Here is a 21,189-nt window from a genome sequence, read left to right as displayed (position 1 = left end):
CCCTATATGTCATGTTTATTGCCAAAATACTGTAAACCTGGCGACAATTTTTTGCAAAATAAGCCCCTGTCTAAATGTAGACAGAGGCTTGCTGACCTGATATTAAAACAAAATGCCAACAGGCGTGGGTACTTCCAAAAACATTGTGAATGTGCCATAAATCGCTGCGGTTAGAAGGATCGCAAAAAGACTATTTTAATTGTTTTTCCTTGGTGGAATGATGTCCCGGCAATAAATACAGGGATGCCGTAAGACCCTGGCCGGTATCGGGCTGCTGGAGGTTAAACACGGGGTCGGCATTTTCGTTGCCACGCCGGACGGCATCACCATCGGGCGCCATCTCTCCAATTCAAGTTAGGGACGGTTCTTAACTTGAATTCGACAAATTGTCGAATTCAAGTTAAGAACCGTCCCTAACTTGAATTGTAAAAACCTCACTGTAAACAGTGAGGTTTCAATGGTGGGCGATGACGGGATCGAACCGCCGACATCCTGCTTGTAAGGCAGGCGCTCTCCCAGCTGAGCTAATCGCCCTGATATATGGTGACCCCTACGGGATTCGAACCCGTGTTACCGCCGTGAAAGGGCGGTGTCTTAGACCACTTGACCAAGGGGCCGATTCTCACATATTATTTGGTGGGCCCACCAGGACTCGAACCTGGAACCCGCCGGTTATGAGCCGGATGCTCCACCATTGAGCTATAGGCCCGATGTTTTGGCTCCCCGAGCAGGACTCGAACCTGCAACCTACCGGTTAACAGCCGGTTGCTCTACCATTGAGCTATCGAGGAGCATCACCACGAAAATTATTATACTAAAACAACATTGTGAGGTCAACCTTATATTTTTGTTTTATCCCCTATTTTTTTAACTTTTATGTTAAACATGTGTTTTAATCCAGGTAATCCTTGAGTTTTTTGCTGCGGCTGGGGTGCCGGAGTTTGCGCAAGGTCTTGGCTTCGATCTGGCGAATGCGTTCCCTGGTCACGCCAAATTTTTGACCCACTTCTTCCAGTGTTCTGGCACGGCCGTCATCCAGCCCGAAGCGCAGGCGCAAAACTTTTTGCTCCCGGTCGGTAAGGGTCTTCAAGACTTCATCCAGCTGTTCCCGCAGCAGAGTAAAGGATGCTTCCTCCGCGGGGGCTCGGGCATCCGCGTCTTCAATGAAGTCTCCCAGGTGAGAGTCTTCTTCCTCACCAATGGGGGTCTCCAGGGATACGGGCTCTTGAGCGATCTTCATGATTTCCCGTACTTTTTCGCTGGAGATATCCATCTCCTTGGCGATTTCCTCGGGGGTTGGTTCTCTGCCCAGTTCCTGCAGCAGTTGTCGGGAAACCCGGATCAGTTTGTTAATGGTCTCCACCATATGGACCGGAATACGAATGGTCCGGGCCTGGTCGGCGATGGCCCTGGTAATTGCCTGGCGAATCCACCAGGTGGCATAGGTACTAAATTTATATCCCTTACGGTAATCAAACTTCTCCACCGCTTTAATCAAGCCAAGGTTGCCTTCCTGGATCAAATCCAGGAACAGCATGCCCCTGCCCACATAACGCTTGGCGATGCTGACAACCAACCGTAAATTAGCCTCGGCCAGGCGGCGCTTTGCCTCCTCATCTCCCTGCTCCATACGCTTGGCCAGCTCCACCTCTTCTTCGGGAGACAGCAGGGGGACCCGGCCTATCTCCTTGAGGTACATTCTTACCGGGTCGTCAATACCAATACCCTCGGGAATGGTGAGGTCAACTTCCACCTCTTCAGGCGGGGCGTCAACGGTGTCGTCTACTTCCAGTGGCTCCAAATCGGTGGTTTCAGGGACGACTTCAATACCCATGGCGGCAATTTTTTCATAAATGTCATCAATTTGATCCGGCGACAGTTCAGTACCCTGCAGGGTATCCATGATTTCCGTATAGGTTAGAACGCCTCGTTTTTTGCCCTTTTCGATCAGTTCTTTAACTTGTTCTACTTTTGTTTCGTCCCTCATGTTGCCACTCCCCTTTCGGGCCACTCGGTTTTATTCATAGTCATGTGAATCTGGCGACTGAGACTGCGGACTTTTTCAGTGTCGCCGGCCCTTTCGGCCGCTGCCAACTGTGCCAGCAGATTTTCCAGTCTGGCCTTTTCACTGGACTTCTTGATGGTAGTAATGAAATCTGTTACCATTTGATCAATATTTTCCCCGGGTATTTCCTGTACCAGAATACTGCTTAAAACCCTTTGACGGGGTTCGTCCAGTAAATCAAACAATCCGGAAAGGGGCTGTTCTACGCCGCTTGCCAGGTAAGCATCGAAAATCCCTTGATAATCTCGGTTTTGAAAGAACTCCCGGCCCAACTCCGCCACAATTCGTTCCAACCACACCTTGTTTTCCAAAGCAAATCGAAGGATCCCTGCCTCAGCATGGGAACGGGCATCCCTAGGCTGGGCGGTTGACAAAGAATTTGACGTGCTCGCTATATTATGGCTATTTTTTACAGAATTATCCCCAATTTGGGATATTTTTCTGGTATTTTTCCTGAATGATTTAATTTCCTCCAGCACGGTCTCCCAATTCACCTGTAAAACCGTGGCCGTTTGTTTGATGGCTTCTTCTAATTCAATTGGACTGGCCACAGCAGCCAAGTTAGGTAACACCTCCTGAAGGACTTTCCTTTTGTTTTGCAGCCCATATGTTTTAACTGCCTGCATCAGCTTATACTGTACCAGGGGGACAGCATTTTCAATAATCTTTTGCCAGCCAGCCAGGCCGTTTTTCTGGATGAATTCATCGGGATCCTTGGCCCCGGGGATGGTGGCAATGCGAACCTGACATCCTGAATTCTGCAGTATTTCAGCGGCCCGGACGGCTGCCTTGACACCGGCGGCGTCCGCATCATAGGCAATGACCACGTCATGGGTGTAAGCCATTAATAATTTGGCCTGATCCCTCGTGAAGGCGGTTCCTAAAGAAGCAACGGCATTGGTGACACCATGCTGGTAGGTGGAAACAACATCCATATAGCCTTCCATCAAAACGGCATAACCAATCTCTCGGATACCTTTCCGGGCAATATGAAGACCGTATAAAAGCTGGCCTTTATTAAAAAACTCACCTTCGGGAGAGTTCAGGTATTTGGGATTGTCATCTCCCATGGTCCTGCCGCCGAACCCCACCACTCGCCCCTGGCTGTCCCAAATGGGGAACATCACCCTGTTTCTGAACCGGTCGTAACAACCTCCGGTCTCCCTGGTTTGCGCCAGCCCCAGCTTAACCATTTCTTCTTCTCTGATTCCCCTGGCAGCCAAAAATTTGATCAGGTTATCCCAACCGGGGGGCGCATAACCCAATTGAAAGGTTTCTCTGGCAGCGCCTGACAGGTTGCGTGACTCCAGGTACTGAAGGGCCCTGGCGCCAATGTCTTTGCCCAGCAGGATACGATAAAAATCCCTGACCAGGCCGTATATTTTAAAGGCCCTGTCTTTTTTTCCCTGACGCGCCAGCTCCGCGGGCGACGCTTCCTCCGGAACCTCAACTCCCACCTTGGCGCCCAGGGATTTGACTGCGTCCGGGAAAGAAAGACCCTCCACCATCATGAGAAATTTAAAGACATTTCCTCCGACACCGCAGCCAAAGCAGTGAAAGGCCTGCTTTTCAGGGCTGACGGTAAAGGAAGGTGTCTTTTCCTGGTGAAAGGGGCAAAGGGCCAGATAATTTTTGCCACGCTTTTCCAAACGGACATACCGGGAAACAACTTCAACAATATCGGATCTTTGTCTGATTTCTTCAATAACGGCATCCGGGATCCGTCCTGCCATAAAAACCACCCTTCTACCGCAAATACTTAACGTTTTCTCTGTCCGAGGGTGCTTTTCCTGCCACTGGAAGAAACCCGAATCTGAACTACAGTTTAAAGTTTATTCGCTGTTGCTAAAAAATTTCCTGCAACGCTTCGACATTTTTTCTTACGGCAATAGCTTTATTATTACCAATATTTACAATCAATATAGCATCACCGGTTATCCCAGGGGAAAACCTTTGGGAATAAACAATTTTTTATACTGGGCAACCGCAAACCGGTCGGTCATACCTGCAATATAATCCACCACTACCCTGGCTATGCCTTCCTGCTCCACCCTGCTTAGCAGGTAATCCGGCAGCAAATGGGGGTGTTCTACATAGTACAAATAGAGCCCTTCCACCACATGCCGGGCTTTATCCTCCTCTTTTTTGGCCTCTGAACCAATATATACATGATCAAACATAAAGGTTCTCAATCTGTCCATGGCCTCCTGCACTGCCGGGCTCATGGTGATTTCCGGTTTGCCCATGCTTGATTGAACCAAATCCAGAACCATGGTATTGATCCGCTGGCTGTGGCTTGCACCCAGCACCCGTAAGCACTCCCCGGGCAGGTCCTGCTGGTTCAATACGCCGGCCCGCAAGGCATCGTCGATGTCGTGATTGATATAAGCAATGCGGTCGGCGATCCTGACAATCTGCCCTTCCAGGGTTACGGGTTTGCGAGGCCCGGTATGGTTTAAAATGCCGTCCCTCACTTCATAGGTGAGGTTCAGGCCCTTTTGGCCCTCTAACAGTTCCACCACCCGGAGGCTTTGTTCATTATGTTTAAACCCGGGAGCGTAAACCCTGTCCAGCACCTGTTCCCCGGCGTGACCGAAGGGGGTGTGTCCCAGGTCATGCCCTAGGGCGATGGCCTCGGTTAAATCTTCATTGAGGCCCAGAGCTTTGGCACAGGTCCTGGCGATTTGCGCCACTTCCAGGGTATGGGTCAGCCTGGTGCGGTAATGGTCCCCCTCGGGAATAATAAATACCTGTGTTTTTAGTTTTAGACGACGGAATGCCTTGGAATGAATAATGCGGTCCCGGTCTCGCTGAAAAACTGTGCGGACCGGGCAGGGTTCTTCGGAACGTTCTCTCCCTCTGCTCATACTGCTCCGGCAGGCATAGGGTGACAGGTTTTTGTTTTCCAATTCTTCAGTCCGCAGCCTGATATCCATAAGTTAATCCTGCCCCTTTTTCCTTTCTCGTAAAGGAGCGGTGGCCTGGGCTACTTCAGCCACCCGGCGCCCCAAAATGCGGCAGCGTTTTGCCGCCTCGGGATCATCTTTGGCCGGTCTCTGGGCGCTGGCCCCGTGATGGCCGGCATCGTCGCCAAAGGCCCCATCCCCCACAACGGTCATGCCATGCACCAGCATGATATCCTGCAGAGCCCTGACGGTGCTTTCCTGTCCGCCAAACCGGGAAGCGCCCACGGATACCGCTGCGCCCACCACATCCACCAGGGCCTTTTCCTTTCGCAAAGCCCTGCTTTTATCCCACAGAAGTTTTAACGGTGATGCAACGGTGCCAAAATAAACCGGACTCCCCAGTATGATGCCGTCCGCGGATTTAATCAAATCGAATAAATCTCCCAGCGGGGTGCCTTGATAGCAAACACCGGCACAGGGATTGGTGCAGGCATCGCAAAATAATTTCCGGGGCGTTTTGACAATATCCGCCACATGAACCAGCCTGGTGGCGGCCCCCATTTCACCGGCGCCTTCCAGGGCCTGATTCAGCATAAACGCTGTATTGCCATTGGTATGGGGACTGCCGTTTAGTGCAAGTATGAGCATAAATTAACCTCCTCATTTGCGAAGTGAGAGGTGAGGCGTTAGAGGTAAGAAAAATATAGAAATTGCATGTTTATAAGAACTTATGCCGGAGAGTTTATGATTAGACCCCCGTTAACTCAAGGGTACCGTGGCAAGTGTGGTATAAATAGGTCCTTGAGGCGTGAGGGTGCTTTGTATAAGATGAATGGCCGTGACTTGCCACTCTTCCCGTAGCGTCTGTTTTTGTTTCTCAATTTCCCTGACCAGAGGATCCATCTCCCCAAATTGCCTGGGCCGGCCAAGGGTTAAATGAGGGGAATATGGGCGCCCTTCCAGGGGAAAACCCAATTTATGTAATTCTTGTTCCAAGGAACCCTGCAGGGCCAGCAGGATGTCCTTTTCTCCCCCCAGGCCTGCCCAGACCACCCTAGGCTTTCCTCTGGGCGGAAAGGTGCCTAGGCCGCTAAGGTTTAGTTTAAAGGAAGAAAAGCCAATACAGCACCGGCCCATGGCTTGCACAATGTCACGAACCTGACAGTCCGGGGTTTCTCCTAAAAACTTCAGGGTAACATGGAAATAATCCCTGGCAACCCACTTTACATCGGCCCCGGTATGCCGCAGCGCATCCTGTACTTTTACCAACTGTTCCTTTAATCCGTCGGGAAGATGAATGGCGATAAACAGCCTCAGTTTGTTCATAAAACCCTGCCTTCCTTTGATACAGGTTAATTCGACGGACCCCAAAATAAATCCTTTTGACCAGGAATAGTTTTGAATAAGCCCATGTACCTGTAGTAAACAGATTTTGTTTCTAATATTGCCATGTATTGCAATGTTTTCAACCTTGGGCAGAACAGAAATTAAGATTCCCCGTGATCGTAATGGCGAGTTTGAGCAACGAGTTTTTACCACAACAAGAAAACAGGGCAACCCGGGCTGCCCTGTTTCCTTTATTTGCATAGGACTATTTTACTTTCAAACTTCGAATTTCGCTTCCTTTGTTAGCTGTTTCTTACTTTCGCCTGGGCCGCTGCCAACCTGGCGATGGGTACACGGTAGGGTGAGCAGCTAACATAGTTCAGGCCGATGAGGTGACAGAATTCAACCGAACTGGGTTCTCCGCCATGCTCGCCGCAGATGCCGATTAACAGGTCGGGTTTCACCCGGCGGGCGTTTTCCACCGTCCACTGCATGAGCTTGCCGACGCCCTTGCGATCCAGCACAATGAAAGGATTGTCGGCCAGGATTTTCTTTTCCAGGTAGGGCTGCATGAATTTGCCCTCGGCGTCGTCCCGGGAGAAGCCCAGGGTGGTTTGCGTCAGGTCGTTGGTGCCGAAGGAGAAGAATTCCGCCTGGGTGGCAATTTCGTCAGCCAGCAGCGCTGCCCTAGGCACCTCAATCATGGTGCCCACGGTGTAATGGAAGTTCACGCCGGTGGCTTCTTTTACTTCTTCCGCTACACTTTCCACCAGTTTACGCAGGTATGCCAGTTCTTTTACATCAATCACCAGAGGAATTTCCACCTCCGGTTCAACCTGGTAGCCTTCCTTCACCAAACGGGCAGTGGCCTGGAAAATGGCCCTGGCCTGCATGGCGTAAACTTCCGGCCAGGTAATGCCAAGGCGGCAGCCCCGGTGCCCCAGCATGGGGTTGAACTCGGACAGGGAACGGACCTTGCGCAGCAGGTCTTCCTTTTGTTTGAGTTCCGCCGGATCACCGTCGGTCATCAGCTTGAGACGGCTGATTTCCACCGCCAGTTCCTCCGCATTGGGCAGGAATTCGTGCAGCGGCGGGTCCAGCAGGCGAATGCATACCGGCAGGCCCTCCATGGCCTTTAAAATGCCATAGAAGTCGCCTTCCTGCATGGGCAGCAACTTGGCCAGGGCCTCCGCCCTTTCTTCCGGATCGGTGGCCAGAATCATTTGCTGTACAATGGGCAAACGGTCCTGGGCCATAAACATGTGCTCAGTACGGGTCAATCCAATACCCTCGGCGCCAAATTCCCTGGCTTTGGCGGCATCCTCCGGCGTGTCGGCATTGGCCCGGACGCCCAGTGTACGGATTTCATCAGCCCACTGCAACAGTTTCTGGAACTCCGGCGACAGCTCGGGCTCAATCATGGGAACTTCGCCCAGCATGACCTGACCGGTGGAGCCGTCAATAGAAATAACGTCGCCGTCCTTCACCACAATATCTCCAACAAAAAATTGTTTGTTTTCGTAATCAATCTTAATGGCTTCGCAGCCGCAGACACAGGGTTTACCCATGCCCCGGGCCACAACGGCGGCGTGGCTGGTCATGCCGCCCCGGGAAGTCAGAATCCCCTGGGCCGCCACCATACCGTGAATATCATCCGGGGTGGTTTCGGTCCCTACCAGGATGACCTTTTTGCCCTGTTGGCTCAGGCTTTCCGCCAGGTCCGCATTAAACACAACGGCGCCGGAGGCAGAACCGGGGGAAGCGGGCAAACCTTTGGCAATAACATTTAATTTGGCATTGGGGTCAATGCGGCGGTGCAGCAGCTGGTCCAACTGGGCGGGATCAACACGGGTGATGGCGGTTTCTTTGGTAATAATACCTTCTTCGACCATTTCCACCGCAATGCGAATGGCTGCCTGGGCAGTGCGCTTGCCGTTGCGGGTCTGCAGCATCCATAATTTATTGCGTTCAATGGTAAACTCTATGTCCTGCATATCTTTATAATGGTTTTCCAGGAGGGTGCAGATGCGGACAAACTGCTGATAGACATCCGGCATTTCTTCCTGTAGCCTGTCAATGGGCCGGGGGGTACGAATACCTGCCACCACGTCTTCTCCCTGGGCGTTGGTCAGAAATTCTCCGTAGAGAACCTTTTCACCGGTGGAGGGGTTACGGGTAAAGGCCACACCGGTACCGCAATCATCGCCCATGTTGCCGAACACCATGGCCTGCACGTTGACAGCGGTTCCCAGGTCGTCGGGAATTTTGTGAATCCGGCGGTAAACAATGGCACGGTCATTTTCCCAGGAATTGAATACTGCATAGATGGCTTTGTAGAGCTGTTCTTTGGGATCCTGCGGGAAATCCTGACTGGTCTCTTTGCGAACGATAAACTTGTATTTTTCAATCACTTCCTGCCAGTCTTCAGCAGTTAATTGGTTGTCGTACTGAACGTTTCTCTTGTATTTTTGCTCCTCTAAAACAGCCTCAAATTTGTGATGCTCGATGCCAAGTACCACATTGCCAAACATTTGAATAAAGCGGCGATAGCAATCATAGGCCCAGCGGGGATTGCCGCTGCCGGCGGCCAGGCCGATGACGGTCTGGTCGTTGAGGCCCAGGTTCAGTACGGTGTCCATCATCCCCGGCATGGAGATGACCGCGCCTGAGCGGACAGAGACCAGGAGAGGTCCGTTGGGATCGCCGAATTTTTTGCCCAGGGTTTGCTCCAACCAGGCGACCTTTTCCGCCACTTCTTCTTCCATGCCCGCGGGAAATTTGCGCCCGGCTATGTAAAATTCTTTACAAGCCTCGGTGGTAATGGTAAAGCCCGGGGGGACCGGCAGACCAATATTGGTCATCTCCGCCAGGTTCGCGCCTTTACCGCCCAAAAGGCCTTTCATATCAGCTCTTCCTTCAGAAAACGTATACACGTATTTTCTGTTCGCCAATTCAATTCCCCTCCATTTATTCTCACTTCTAACTTCTCACATCTCACTTCTCATTTATGTCGTTCGCCCCGGTAATAAATCTCCAGCACTTTACTGGCAGTTTCTTCCACTGCTTTATTGGTGACATCGATGACCGGGCAGCCAACCCGCTTCATAATCCCCTCAGCATATTCCAATTCCTTAAGAATACGCTCCGGACTGGCGTAATCCGCATGGGAGGTAAGGCCGAGGGTTTTCAACCGCTCGGTACGAATAATGTTTAACTGCTGGGGCTTAATGGTTAAGCCGATGACCTTGTGAGGCGGCAGATTGAAAATCTCCTGGGGTGGCGCCACTTCCGGCACCAGCGGAACATTGGCCGCTTTAATCCGTTTGTGGGCCAAGTACATGCTCAGGGGTGTCTTGGAAGTTCGGGACACCCCTAAGATCACCAAATCTGCCCTGAGAATGCCCCGGGGGTCCTTGCCGTCATCATATTTAACGGCAAATTCAATGGCCTCAACCCGCCGGAAATACTCCTCATCCAGCTTGCGCACCAGGCCCGGTTCCAATTTGGGCGGACCGGAAGTGATCAGGGTCAGGGCATCCAAAAAAGGACCCATGATATCCACCGTAGGAATATGATGCCGGTCGGCTTCCCGCACCAAAACCTCCCGCAGTTCCGGCAGAACCAAGGTAAAGGCAATAATACAGTTTTGTCCCTGGGCCTCGTCAATAATATCCACGATATCCTGGGGATCATTTACATAGGGAACCCGGCGAATCTGCACGTTGCCACCGTTAAACTGGCTGACGGCGGCCTTGGCCACCAGTTCCGCTGTTTCACCAATGGAATCGGATACGATGTAAACCACCGGATTGTCGTCTTTCGGCGCAATAATGGCTAACCCCTCCTCAAGACCCTTCTCCCAATTCAACAAAGAGCCGGGTTACGTTGGTCTTAGAAAATCTTCCAATGACCTCATAATCTTTATCTTTGGCGCCTTGAACAGCTCTCACCACCGGCAGGGAATCAACCTCATGGGTTAACAGCTTGTGGGCTGCCAGCCAGACTGAATCGTTTTCAAAGGTCATATGGACGTTGGGCATGCGGGTCATAATGACGCCCACCGGCAGCTTATGAATGTCATGCCCTCCCAAGGTGGTTTTCAGCAGGTCCTTGCGGGACACAACTCCCTCCAGCAGGCCGCCTTCCCGGACAACGTACAGGGTCCCTACGTCCTCAATAAACATGGTAACCACTGCGTCATAAACGGTGCAGTTCTCGGGCACCACAATGGGGACCGATTTAACATCCCCCACCTTGATGCGGGTGATTCTATCCGCCAGCACCCGGTCCGCAGCCTTGCCGCTGTAAAAATATCCGACCCTCGGACGGGCCTCCAGTAACCCTGCCATGGTAAGAATGGATAAATCAGGTCTCAGGGTCGCTCTGGTCAGGTTGAGCTTTTCCGCAATTTGCTCACCGGTGATGGGACCATGCTTTTTAACAATTTCTATAATGGTTTCCTGCCGCTTGGAAAGTTCCATCCCCTCACCCACCAACCTCAAATGTAACATACTAATTAAGAAGCCAACACTTATAATATATAATATTTTTCGTAAAAAATCCCTACTTTTGTGAAATTTTTTTGGTCATTTTTTAATAATTATTTTGCCTCAACCACAATTTTACTGAAATCTGCCACGCTTTTACTTAAGTCCACCAGTCTTCTTAACAGGGCCAAGCGATTGTTCTTTACCGCCTCGTCTTCTACCATGACCATGACATTTTCAAAGAAGGCGTCCAGGGGTTTCTGGACCGTGGCAATACGTTGCAACGCGGTGGCATAATCCCTGTTTTCCAGGAGCGGCTGCACTTCTGTTTGGAGAACTGACAACCGGCTGTACAATTCCTGTTCCGACGGATGCTCGAGGCGAGCTTCCTGAATGTCTGTAGAAGCTGCATGTTTGGCCAGGCTGTTGGCCCGGTTAAAGGCCGTCATCAGAGCGCCGAAAGCCGGCAGTTCCCGGAAGGAGGCCACGGCCAGCCCTCTGTCCACCACATCGGCTAGGTCGTCAAAGCCGGCGGCCAGCACCGCTTCCACGGTATCATAGGAGAGACCTCTGTCGCTGAGGATACCTTTCAGACGTTGCTTAAAGAACTCTTCGATTTCACCGGTTACCTGTGCCAGGTCATGCTTTAATTCCACTTCTTCGCCATAACCCTGGTAAGCCCAGGCAATGAGTTGCTTGAGTGAAAGGTGGATTTTACCTTCAATTAAAATGTGACAAATTCCCAGTGCCTGGCGGCGCAGAGCATAAGGGTCCTGGGAACCGGTGGGCTGGATGCCGATGGCAAAGCAACCGACAATGGTATCCATTTTGTCGGCCAGGCTCAAGACTCGGCCCGCCAGTGTCTCAGGCAGGCGGTCACCGGCAAAACGGGGCAGGTAATGCTCAAAGATGGCCTCAGCCACCACCGGATCCTCCCCGTTGCGCAGGGCGTATTCGCGTCCCATTTCACCCTGCAATTCCGGAAACTCGTAGACCATGTTGGTGACCAGGTCTGCCTTGGCCAGCAGGGCTGCCCGCTGAATTTTTTCCTTTTCCTGTTCATCGGCGCCCAGTTCCCCGGCCAGGTGGTCCGCCAGGGCGCCGATACGGTCCACTTTGTCGGCAATGGAGCCGAGGCCCTCCAGAAAAACTATTTTCTTCAGGCCGTTTACCCTGCCGGCCAGGGGCTGCTTCAAATCCTCTTCAAAGAAGAAAGCGGCATCGGCCAGGCGGGCCCGCAGTACCTTTTCATTACCGGCCGTCACAATTTCTATATATGCTTTGGTACCGTTTCTTACGGCAATAAATTTGTTTAAAAGTTTTCCATCCTTCCCTAATACCGGGAAATAACGCTGGTGTTCCCGCATGGGAGTCACCAAAACCACAGCGGGAAGTTTCAAATAGTCCGGGTCAAAGCTGCCGCACAGGGCAGTGGGCCACTCAATGATGTTGGTAATCTCATCCAGCAGGTCTTCGTCCATCTCCACCACGCCACCTTCGGCAGCGGCTAACTCCTGTACCTGTTGCCAAATGATTTCCTTACGCTCGGCGGGGTCCACCAGCACATAGGCAGCCCGTATTTTGGTAAAGTAGTCCGTAGGATTTAAGACAGACAATTCTCCGGTGGACAGAAAGCGATGACCATAGGTAGAGCGGCCCGCTGTTAAACCCGCCAGCTCAAAGGGTATCACTTCTTCTCCGAACAGGGAAAGCAGCCAGCGGATGGGGCGGGCAAAGCGGAGTTCCAAATTCCCCCAACGCATGGGTTTAGGAAAATGCAGACCGGTGATCAGGCCGGGACAAATTTCAGCCAGCACCTGGGCGGTGGGCCGGCCTTCCTCCCGTTTCAAGGCATAAAGATATTCCACCTGGCCGATGTTGCGGACCACCAGGTCCTCCAGGCCAACCCCCTGGGAGCGGATAAAACCTAAAATGGCTTTGGTGGGATTGCCGTCCACATCATAGGCGGCCTTTTTGGCCGGGCCTTTCACTTCCTTTTCCAGGGCAGCCTGATTTTCAGCCACGTCTTTTACATAAAGCACCAGCCGGCGGGGGGTGCCATAGGTCTGGATGTCGCCGTGTGCGATCCTCTGCTCCTGCAGGGTTTTGGCGGCAAGTTCTTTTAGCTGTGCCAAAGCCGGGCCCAGGAAGCGGGCAGGCATTTCTTCGATACCAATCTCAAGTAAAAAGTCTTTAGCCATTAAAGTTACCACCTTTCTTTAGCAGGGGGAATCCCAATTTTTCACGCTGTTCCACATAGGCCTGGGCACAGGCCCGGGCCATTTGCCGCACCCGGGCAATGAAGCCCTGGCGTTCGGACACACTGATGGCTCCCCTGGCATCCAGCAGGTTAAAGGTGTGGGAGCATTTTAAAACATAATCATAGGCAGGCAGCACCAGTCCCTTTTCCAGGATGCGGTTGGCCTCGGTCTCATACATGTCAAACAAATCAAAGAGCATTTCGGTATTGGCTACTTCAAAGTTGTAACCGGACTGCTCCACTTCGTTCTGGTGGTAGACGTCCCCGTAGGTAATGTCATCCACCCAGATGATATCAAAGACGCTGTCCTTTTGCTGGATAAACATGGCCAGTCTCTCCAGACCGTAGGTGATTTCCGCGCTGACCGGACGGCAGTCAATACCGCCGCACTGCTGGAAATAGGTAAACTGGGTAATCTCCATGCCGTCCAACCACACTTCCCAGCCCAGTCCCCAAGCGCCCAGAGTGGGGGATTCCCAGTTGTCTTCTACAAAACGGATATCATGCTTGTCCGGGTCAATGCCGATGGCCCGCAGGGAATCCAGATATATGGGGATGACGTCATCCGGGGAGGGTTTGAGAATGACCTGATATTGAAAATAGTGCTGCAACCGGTTGGGGTTTTCACCGTAACGGCCGTCGGTGGGACGGCGGGAGGGTTCCACATAGGCCACCCGCCAGGGTTCCGGGCCTAGGGCCCGTAAAAAGGTGGCCGGGTTCATGGTGCCGGCGCCCTTTTCAATGTCGTAGGGCTGCTGAATAATGCAGTTTTGTTCGGCCCAGAATTTATTGAGGGCCAGTATTAATTCCTGGAAATTCAAAGTCATGTGCCTCCTTCATATTTGTGTAATGCTTGAAAATAAAAAACTCCCGCCACTGACAGTACGTCAGGGACGGGAGATGCTTCCCGCGGTTCCACCCTGCTTGGCTGTTTTCACAGCCCGCCTTCATTTGTTGCGGGATTTACTAACCAGACCCAGGCTTTCCCCCCGCTGCTCAGGAACCCCCATATTTGGCTTGTTTTACCGGCTTCCACCGTCCCGGCTCGCTGCCAAAACTTTATGCCAAATACTCTTTCCTTCATCGCATACTTTTCAATTATCACAACAAAAATCTATCAAAAGACCGGAATCATGTCAATAGCTTCAATATTTGGGTTTTAGTGTTTGGGAGAATCTCCTTGAACCTCGTCCTCGGGTATTTCCACCTCGGGCTGCCAGTTATCACTTTGATCGCTGAATTCCAGGCGGTAATTACTGGCCAACCCCGCGATGGTACCCAGAGCCCCCACAATCAATATCGGCGTGCTGGCCATGGCCCCCAGGACCCCCAGGGCTCCCAGTGTTGCGGGAAATTCTACAACGGTATTGTCATCCTTCTTAATTTTAATTTTCGTCTTTTGTCCCTTTTCAAATAGCGCTTTAAACTGGCCTATCACTTCATTGCCTTTGCCGTGCAGTTTTTCGTTCCAATTTCTGTTTTTCTCTTCCAGCTTAATGAGGGCCTGCACCACATCTCCTCCGGCTGCGTCCAGGGCCTCTTTCGCCTCTTTGTAGCTGACACCCAACCGGGCGCGCAGAAGGTCTATTTTTTCCAGTTCACTGGTCACCGGATCACTCCTCCCTTAGTCCTTCGTACTACATATTCGTACCTCTTCGACAATCTTTTCGGGGGTCAGACCCCTTTTGGGTGTTTTTTCCAGTTCACTGGTCACCGGATCACTCCTCCCTTCGTCCTTTGTACTATATATTTGTGCCCCTGCAAGGGCTACTTTTATACAATCTATCCAGAAAATCCGTAGTTTTAAGTCTTTTTTCCAGGTTATACTCAATATATGCCCGCAGCAGGGCGCTTAGTTCCTTCTTGAGAGCCTCGGGAACCTTAAGTTGATGGAGCTTTGTTAACTCCCAGCGGTAGAGGGTCTTCAGCACTTCCAAGGTCCCCCGGCTGAATACCGTGATTTTACTTTCCGAGGAAGCGCAGGCCCTGCATAATAGGCTGCCCAGATGGCTGCTAAAATGAATTTTAGTCTCCCTCAGGGGTTCCCCGCAGCCGGAGCAGACATTCAATTCCGGTTTAAAACCGGCCAGGCCGATCAATCTGGCTTCAAAGGCCCGCAGCGCCAATTCTGTTTCCCCTGCTGCAATCAGGTGCAGGGCGCTGAGCAGCAGGGCAAAGATACCCTGGTTGGGCTCTCCTTCCCCCGTAAAACCATCGGTCAGTTCCGACACATAGGCGGCCGCGGTCAGACGGTCCAAGTCCGACCTTAATTCCGGGAAGGCTTCCCGCAACTCGGCCTGGCTTACCGAATCCAGTTCTCTGCCCTGATGCATCATGAAGGTGGAATAACAAAAGGGCTGCACAGCCCCCCGCTTGCGGCTGTTTGGTTTGGCAGCCCCGTGGGCCACCGCCCGTTGCTTTCCCCTTTGTATGGAATAAAGGGTGATCATTTTGTCTGCTTCCCTCATGTCCCGGGCTTTTAAAACAACAGCATCTAATTTATAAAGTTTCATCGGGCGACTTTGTCACCTTTCTTAAGTTACTTAGTAAAATAACGTTACGTTATTTTAATCTATTATAACGTAAATTACGGTTTCCTTCGGGACAAAATAATAAGGATTATATTTCAACAAGGAGGGTTATCATGGATTTTGCCACCGAAAACAAATATGGCGTGACCAGGGGGACTGCAGTAGAGGAGCATGTGAATAAAAACTATAAAGGGGAAAACAGCGAGGTTGGCTGGTACCTGGCCGTGGCCAGAAACGCCCAGCGGGAAGGTTACCCGGAAATCGCTGAGGTTTTAAAGACCATTGCCATGGAAGAGGCCTGGCACGCCGCCCGTTTTGCCGAGCTGAACGGTGAAATTTCCACCAGCACCAAAGAAAACCTAGAGAAAGCGCTGGCCGGTGAAACCATGTCCAACAAGGGTAAGAGGGAAGCAGCCATACTGGCCAAACAAAATGACGTTGACGAGGCCCATGACGTCTTTGATGAAGCCGCCAAAGACGAAGCCCGTCACGCCAGGGCCATTAAGGGTCTACTGGACAGGTATTTTTCATAAAGCCATCGGCCTTTTTCAATTCAAGTTGGGGACGGTTCTTGACTTGAATTTGACAGATTAGAATTCAAGTTAAGAACCGTCCCCAACTTGAATTGTTAGTTCCTCTTCTTTCCCTGCTTTGATTTTTTTGGAAATACCTGTACAATGGTGGGGGGAGGAGATAAACTTGCGTCTTGTTGTGGCCATCACCGGAGCCACCGGTGTACTGTATGGAATAACTCTGTTGGAACAATTAAAAAAGCTGGGTGTGGAAACCCACCTGATCTTGAGCCGGTGGGCCAGGCGTACCATTGAACTGGAAACATCCTATACGCCGGCAGATGTGGCCCAACTGTCGGATGTTTGCTATGCCGAGGATGATTTGGCTGCTGCCATCTCCAGCGGTTCCTTCCGGCACCAGGGGATGGTGATCGTACCTTGCAGCATGAAAACGCTGGCGGGACTGGCCCATGGTTACGCTGAAAACCTGGTTGTCAGGGCTGCCGATGTGACCTTAAAAGAAGGTCGGCCTTTGATTTTGGTGCCAAGGGAAACGCCTTTAAACATCATTCATCTGGAAAATATGTTGAAACTGGCGCGAGCCGGGGCGGTTATTCTGCCTCCCATGCCTGCATTTTACCAGCGGCCCGAATCCGTCCAGGATATCGTCAACCAGACGGTAGGGCGTATTTTAGACCGTTTGGGACTGGAGAACGACCTGGTAAAAAGATGGCCCGGGTAATTATGCTCGGGGAGCAAGCTATTGAAAGTATGAGCCACGCAAACCCGTGGCTCATACTTGTTTTTTATGTTTAGGAGGCAGAGCCGGTATCTGTCGTGGTATTATTTCCGGCAGTGTCCGTATTGGCCTCATTGGAAGTGGTGGTATCGCTGTTGGCGCTTTCCTCAGTGGTGGGGTTGACATCGGTATTGGTCGATCCCGTCTCGGGCTGGGTTGTCTCAACGGTTTGTTCCACTAAGACGGCTTCTCCCTCTTCGTTGGTGACCACTCTTACCGGGGATCCGGGCACCAGTGCGGATGCTTCAGCCCTTTGACCGTTTATGAAGATCACGGCATCCTCAGCCAGTTCCACTTCGGTGGCGTTGTCACCTGTACCGATTTTCAGCACCTGGTTGCCGTCCACCGTTTCAACTGCCTGAAATGTATTGGCGTCCTGGTTTTGTTGCTGTTGGGTTAGAACCCTGTCGATGAGGGCGGCAATCTGGGCCCGGGTAATGGAACTGTTGGGGTTTAGCAGGCCGCCGGGGCCCCCTTTGATAATTCCTTCGTTATACAGTGCCATGACATATCCGATATCTTCCGGTGACACCAAAAGGCCGTCTTTGAAAGGCAGGTTGGAGGTATCCACCGGTTGTAATCCCATGGCTTTGGCCACCCAGACCATGGCCTGTACCCGGCTGGCCTGAACACCGGAGTGGAAGCGGTTCAGGTTAATAATTCCTTTAGCCCTGGCCTTCTCTACAGAACCTTTGGCCCAGTCCGGAACCCCGCTGAGTTTATCCCTAGTCCCGGATTCCCCGGTGGTTGTTTGTCCTTCGGTTTGCTCCTTTGTACCGGTTTCAACAGCGATTTCCTTAACGGTTGTCTCCTCCTGGGTATCGAGGGCCCCCATCACCATAGCGATAACCTGTTCTTGGGTTACGGGTTCTTCGGGATGGAAGCACCCATCAGGAAATCCGGAGACGACACCCAGCAGCTGTAATCTCTGAATGGGGACCTGGGCCCAGTGTTTGTTGGTATCCGTAAAGGCCCTGACTTCATTCTTCGCCTGGAATTTTACTGCACGGTTCGCCTTGTTGGCTGGCTTTGCCTGCATTTTATTTTCTTTGATTTGCTGGCCTGTTACATGGTTGCCGCCCTTTTGCACATGACTGCTGGATGGCTTACTGCCCTTGTCAGAGGACCCTTTGCCATGTCCCGGGGCCGCATCCGCTACGGCGCCGCCCACCAGCAGGGTTCCCACCAGGGTTAACGTAATCATGGCAGTCCTGAGTTTGTTCATAAAAAACACTCCTTTACTGGATTATTTTCTTATATTGTTTTTTTACGTCACTGTATCCTTTTTTGTTAGGGTTTAGTTATGGGACATTGGTCCTATTTTTAAGTCCCAAAAAACAACGGGAGTCCTTAACTCACCGTTGATAGGTTCTTATGTTAGAGTAGCAGCCAGGTGGCCAGGCTGAAGTAAACAAACATGCTGGTGACATCCATCAGGGTTGATATAAAGGGGCCGGAGGCAACTGCCGGGTCAGCGCCCAAGCGCTGGATAATGACCGGAAAGAAACTGCCCAGCATGGTGGAGATGGTAATGTTAATGGCCAGGGCCAGCCCCACCACAAGGCCCAGAGAAGTATTGCCCTGCCACAGCACCGCCACCAGGGCCAGAACCGCGCCGCTCACGATACCCACAATAGCCCCTACCTGAGCTTCCTTGAAAATAGTTTTTAGCAGGCGCCGCTGGTTCACTTCCCCGGTTGCCAATCCTCGTACCACCAGAGCCAGGGATTGGGTTGCGGCATTGCCGGGCCCGCCCGCCATGGCGGTGATGAAGAAAGCCAGTGCGGTAACCTGTTCCAGGGTGCCGGAAAACCCTTTGATGACATTCCCCGCAATCAGCCCGCCGAACAACAGGCCGACCAACCAGGGTAACCGTCTGAAAGCCCTTTGCCAGGGGCCGGTCTCCACCAAGTCCTGCCCCCCCACATCCAGGTTGGCCAGCTTCAGGATATCCTCGGTGGCCTCTTCTTCCAGGACATCCAGTACGTCGTCCACCGTTACGATACCCAGCAACTGGTTGTGGTCATTGACCACCGGGATGGCAATGATGTCGTATTTAGCCACCATCCGGGCAACCTTTTCCTGGTCGTCCCACACGTTGGCACTGACCACCCGCCGGGTGACCACTTGCTCGAGCCGGGCATCCGGCGGGGCCATGATTAACTCTCGCAGGGAAATAACTCCCGTCAGTTCGGCATTTTCATTGATAGAGTAAACGTAATAAATGGTCTCAACCTCGGAGCCCACTTGCCGCAGGTGATCAATGGCCCGGGCTACGGTAATATCTTCTTTCAGGGAGACATACTCGGTGGTCATAATGCCGCCGGCAGTATTCTTGCCGTATTTCAGAAGCTCCCGCACGTCGTTGGCTTCGGCGTCCTCCATCAGGTTCAGAAGCTGGTCCTTCTGGTTTTCCGGCAATTCCCCCAGGATATCCGCCGCATCATCATCAGACATATCGTTTAACACTTCGGCCAGTCTTTTCGGCCCCAGGGCCTCCAGTAAAGGAGGAATCATATCCCGGTCCAATTCATATAAAATGAGGGCGGCCTTCTCCGGTCCGGCCGCCCTCATGACGCGAACCCTTTGGGCCAGCGGAACCCGGGGAAGGGCTTCGGCAATATCTGCAGGATGCAGGTCCTTCAGGCAGTCCTGCAGTTTATTTTCATTAAGTTGGTGTAAACATTCTTCAACTGCCGGTGCCCGCTCCTTCACACGCTTATGCAACCCTGCATCCTCCATTATTCTTCCTTATTCTTCCTTGGTAAAGCCAAAATTTCTGAGGTCGGCCATTTTATTTCGCCAATCCTTTTTTACTTTGACCCAGAGTTCCAAATAAACCTTTGATCCTAATAAATTTTCTATTTCTTCCCTGGCCCGGCGCCCCACTTCTTTGAGCATTGTACCGCCTTTGCCAATCAAGATGGCCTTTTGGGAATCCCGCTCGGTATAAATCACTGCATGGACAGCCACCACGCCGTTGTTCCTTGCCTGGACCTGTTCCACCACCACTGCCACCGAATGGGGAATTTCCTCGCTGGTTAGGTGCAGCACCTTCTCCCGGATAATTTCGGCCATAATAAAACGCTCCGGCCGGTCGGTGATCATATCCGCCGGGTAATACTGGGGGCCTTCCGGCAGGTATTTAATAATGGTATCGATCAACCGGTCCACATTATCCCCGGCCAAGGCGGAAACAGGAATCACTTCCGCAAAGGGCAGCAGGTCTTTATAGCGGATGATTAAACCAAGGATCTCTTCCTTTTTGACCAAATCAATCTTGTTAATCATAAGAAAAACAGGCGTCTTAATTTGCTTTAATTGTTCAGCAATGTAACGGTCCCCGGCGCCCGGCGGGCCGGTGGCTTCCACCAGGAATAGCACCACGTCTACTTCCTTGAGGGCTCCCAGGGCCACATCCACCATGTATTCTCCCAGTTTATGCCTTGGTTTATGAATACCCGGCGTATCCAGGAAAACAATTTGGGCATCATTGCGGGTGAGTACCGAGTGAATTTTATGCCTGGTGGTCTGGGGTTTGTCTGACATGATGGCTACCTTTTGCCCAACCAGTTTGTTCAATAGAGTTGATTTCCCAACATTAGGCCGCCCCACCAGGGCTACAAATCCCGAGCGAAAGTTTTCCGGAGTGTTGAGCATAGTTTAACATCCTGGTTCAAAAAAGTTCACAATACCTAACAATAAGTTAGATTTTTGTAAACCCGGCCCCCCATGACCAGGCTTTACACCTCCATGAAAAATTTTCCCTGGGGTGACAGGGGGCCTCGGCCCCGGGAGTCCCACCCGGACGGAAAAACAGTGCTTTACGGGCGCAAAACGCGGCCATATGGAAAACCACGGGGGTTTCCGTCTTGCGTTGACCGTCCAGCGAAAGCCTTGCGGCTCTGCTTCCCGCGATCTGTTAGATGCGGCCTACCGGTTGTTCCCGTACTCCGGCTAAACGGGGTCACCTACTTGATAAAGCAAGGTGCTTCAAGTCATGCCAGACAGAGTGAAACGATTCCTGTTGGAAACGGGTCAGCCCGTTGTAAATGGGAATTTTTCCGTCCAGCCGCTTGAAGAGTTGCTTCACCTTTCGGGTCATCCCTCTTCCTTCCCCAGGCAAGGAATTTACCTTTTGACTCAGCTTCTCTTTGACGGCCTGAACTTTCTGCTTTAACTCTTTGGTTATGTGCTCTTTGAAACCGATTGCCCGGCGGGCGATGACCAATGCCGCGGCGTGGTGGATAATTATGCCGTAACGCTCCATGTATTTGTAATAGCCGATGGTGGACGTGTGCGC

Annotated in this window: 18 protein-coding genes, 4 tRNA genes and 1 pseudogene; 2 read left to right on the top strand and 21 right to left on the bottom strand. The window is 51.9% G+C overall.

The window, feature by feature from the left end; genetic code table 11:
- Positions 1-190 precede the first annotated feature (190 nt).
- From BUB67_RS16460 to recO, 17 genes are all read right to left on the bottom strand, one after another.
- The gene (locus BUB67_RS16460; RefSeq protein ID WP_159431839.1) at positions 191-340 is read right to left on the bottom strand and encodes a hypothetical protein; all 150 of its coding nucleotides are present in this window, start codon (positions 338-340) and stop codon (positions 191-193) included.
- Positions 341-458: 118 nt separating this feature from the next.
- Positions 459-534: transfer RNA gene (locus BUB67_RS11725), tRNA-Val, on the bottom strand.
- 7 nt (positions 535-541) lie between these two features.
- A tRNA-Glu gene (locus BUB67_RS11720) sits at positions 542-617 on the bottom strand.
- A 17-nt stretch (positions 618-634) separates the two neighbouring features.
- Positions 635-709: transfer RNA gene (locus tag BUB67_RS11715), tRNA-Ile, on the bottom strand.
- Between the two features lie 7 nt (positions 710-716).
- A tRNA-Asn gene (locus BUB67_RS11710) sits at positions 717-791 on the bottom strand.
- A gap of 101 nt (positions 792-892) precedes the next feature.
- On the bottom strand, positions 893-1,987 hold the full coding sequence (gene rpoD, locus BUB67_RS11705; RefSeq protein ID WP_073239615.1) for an RNA polymerase sigma factor RpoD: 1,095 nt from the start codon (positions 1,985-1,987) through the stop codon (positions 893-895).
- Positions 1,984-3,798, bottom strand: a complete 1,815-nt coding sequence (gene dnaG / locus BUB67_RS11700; RefSeq protein WP_073239614.1) for a DNA primase — start codon at positions 3,796-3,798, stop codon at positions 1,984-1,986. Before dnaG ends, rpoD begins: the two co-directional genes overlap by 4 nt.
- Before the next feature lie 201 nt (positions 3,799-3,999).
- Complete coding sequence (locus BUB67_RS11695; RefSeq protein WP_073239613.1) at positions 4,000-5,001, bottom strand: deoxyguanosinetriphosphate triphosphohydrolase; 1,002 nt, start codon at positions 4,999-5,001, stop codon at positions 4,000-4,002.
- 3 nt (positions 5,002-5,004) lie between these two features.
- Entirely contained in the window at positions 5,005-5,619 is a 615-nt protein-coding gene (locus BUB67_RS11690) for a flavodoxin family protein (RefSeq protein ID WP_073239612.1), read from the bottom strand.
- 111 nt (positions 5,620-5,730) lie between these two features.
- Positions 5,731-6,297 (bottom strand): RNA 2',3'-cyclic phosphodiesterase, encoded by a 567-nt coding sequence (thpR, locus tag BUB67_RS11685; RefSeq protein WP_073239648.1) that lies wholly within the window; start codon positions 6,295-6,297, stop codon positions 5,731-5,733.
- Between the two features lie 302 nt (positions 6,298-6,599).
- Positions 6,600-9,248 carry a pyruvate, phosphate dikinase gene (gene ppdK, locus BUB67_RS11680; RefSeq protein WP_073239611.1) on the bottom strand — a complete coding sequence of 883 codons (2,649 nt, stop codon included), beginning with the start codon at positions 9,246-9,248 and terminating at the stop codon, positions 6,600-6,602.
- A 50-nt stretch (positions 9,249-9,298) separates the two neighbouring features.
- The gene (locus BUB67_RS11675) at positions 9,299-10,168 is read right to left on the bottom strand and encodes a pyruvate, water dikinase regulatory protein (protein WP_073239610.1); all 870 of its coding nucleotides are present in this window, start codon (positions 10,166-10,168) and stop codon (positions 9,299-9,301) included.
- Positions 10,143-10,778: a transcriptional regulator CcpN gene (ccpN, locus tag BUB67_RS11670; RefSeq protein ID WP_073239609.1), complete on the bottom strand. Its 636-nt coding sequence runs from the start codon at positions 10,776-10,778 to the stop codon at positions 10,143-10,145. Before ccpN ends, BUB67_RS11675 begins: the two co-directional genes overlap by 26 nt.
- Positions 10,779-10,897: 119 nt before the next feature.
- Positions 10,898-12,985: a glycine--tRNA ligase subunit beta gene (gene glyS, locus BUB67_RS11665; RefSeq protein ID WP_073239608.1), complete on the bottom strand. Its 2,088-nt coding sequence runs from the start codon at positions 12,983-12,985 to the stop codon at positions 10,898-10,900.
- Positions 12,978-13,865, bottom strand: coding sequence for a glycine--tRNA ligase subunit alpha (glyQ, locus tag BUB67_RS11660; protein ID WP_073239607.1), 888 nt, complete (start codon positions 13,863-13,865; stop codon positions 12,978-12,980). Before glyQ ends, glyS begins: the two co-directional genes overlap by 8 nt.
- 338 nt (positions 13,866-14,203) lie before the next feature.
- Positions 14,204-14,653 (bottom strand): DUF4342 domain-containing protein, encoded by a 450-nt coding sequence (locus tag BUB67_RS11655; RefSeq protein WP_073239606.1) that lies wholly within the window; start codon positions 14,651-14,653, stop codon positions 14,204-14,206.
- A gap of 133 nt (positions 14,654-14,786) precedes the next feature.
- A complete protein-coding gene (gene recO / locus BUB67_RS11650; protein ID WP_073239605.1) occupies positions 14,787-15,557 on the bottom strand; it encodes a DNA repair protein RecO in 771 nt (256 codons plus the stop codon).
- A gap of 131 nt (positions 15,558-15,688) precedes the next feature.
- On the opposite strand from recO, the gene BUB67_RS11645 reads away from it, so the two are divergent.
- Positions 15,689-16,108, top strand: a complete 420-nt coding sequence (locus tag BUB67_RS11645) for a ferritin-like domain-containing protein (protein ID WP_073239604.1) — start codon at positions 15,689-15,691, stop codon at positions 16,106-16,108.
- A 166-nt stretch (positions 16,109-16,274) separates the two neighbouring features.
- Positions 16,275-16,829 (top strand): UbiX family flavin prenyltransferase, encoded by a 555-nt coding sequence (locus BUB67_RS11640; RefSeq protein WP_073239603.1) that lies wholly within the window; start codon positions 16,275-16,277, stop codon positions 16,827-16,829.
- 70 nt (positions 16,830-16,899) lie between these two features.
- On the opposite strand, the gene BUB67_RS11635 is transcribed toward BUB67_RS11640, so the two are convergent.
- The 4 genes and pseudogenes from BUB67_RS11635 to BUB67_RS11620 all read right to left on the bottom strand — a co-directional run.
- Positions 16,900-18,111: an S-layer homology domain-containing protein gene (locus BUB67_RS11635; protein ID WP_073239602.1), complete on the bottom strand. Its 1,212-nt coding sequence runs from the start codon at positions 18,109-18,111 to the stop codon at positions 16,900-16,902.
- A 152-nt stretch (positions 18,112-18,263) separates the two neighbouring features.
- On the bottom strand, positions 18,264-19,613 hold the full coding sequence (mgtE, locus tag BUB67_RS11630; protein ID WP_238457038.1) for a magnesium transporter: 1,350 nt from the start codon (positions 19,611-19,613) through the stop codon (positions 18,264-18,266).
- Between the two features lie 24 nt (positions 19,614-19,637).
- Positions 19,638-20,546 (bottom strand): GTPase Era, encoded by a 909-nt coding sequence (era, locus tag BUB67_RS11625; RefSeq protein WP_073239600.1) that lies wholly within the window; start codon positions 20,544-20,546, stop codon positions 19,638-19,640.
- A gap of 307 nt (positions 20,547-20,853) precedes the next feature.
- Positions 20,854-21,189, bottom strand: a pseudogene (locus BUB67_RS11620) (IS200/IS605 family accessory protein TnpB-related protein); the annotation flags it as partial.

It is taken from the genome of Desulforamulus putei DSM 12395, from assembly GCF_900129195.1.
In the GTDB taxonomy this organism is placed as follows: domain Bacteria; phylum Bacillota; class Desulfotomaculia; order Desulfotomaculales; family Desulfotomaculaceae; genus Desulfotomaculum; species Desulfotomaculum putei.
This window is presented reverse-complemented; position numbering and strand designations above follow the sequence as displayed.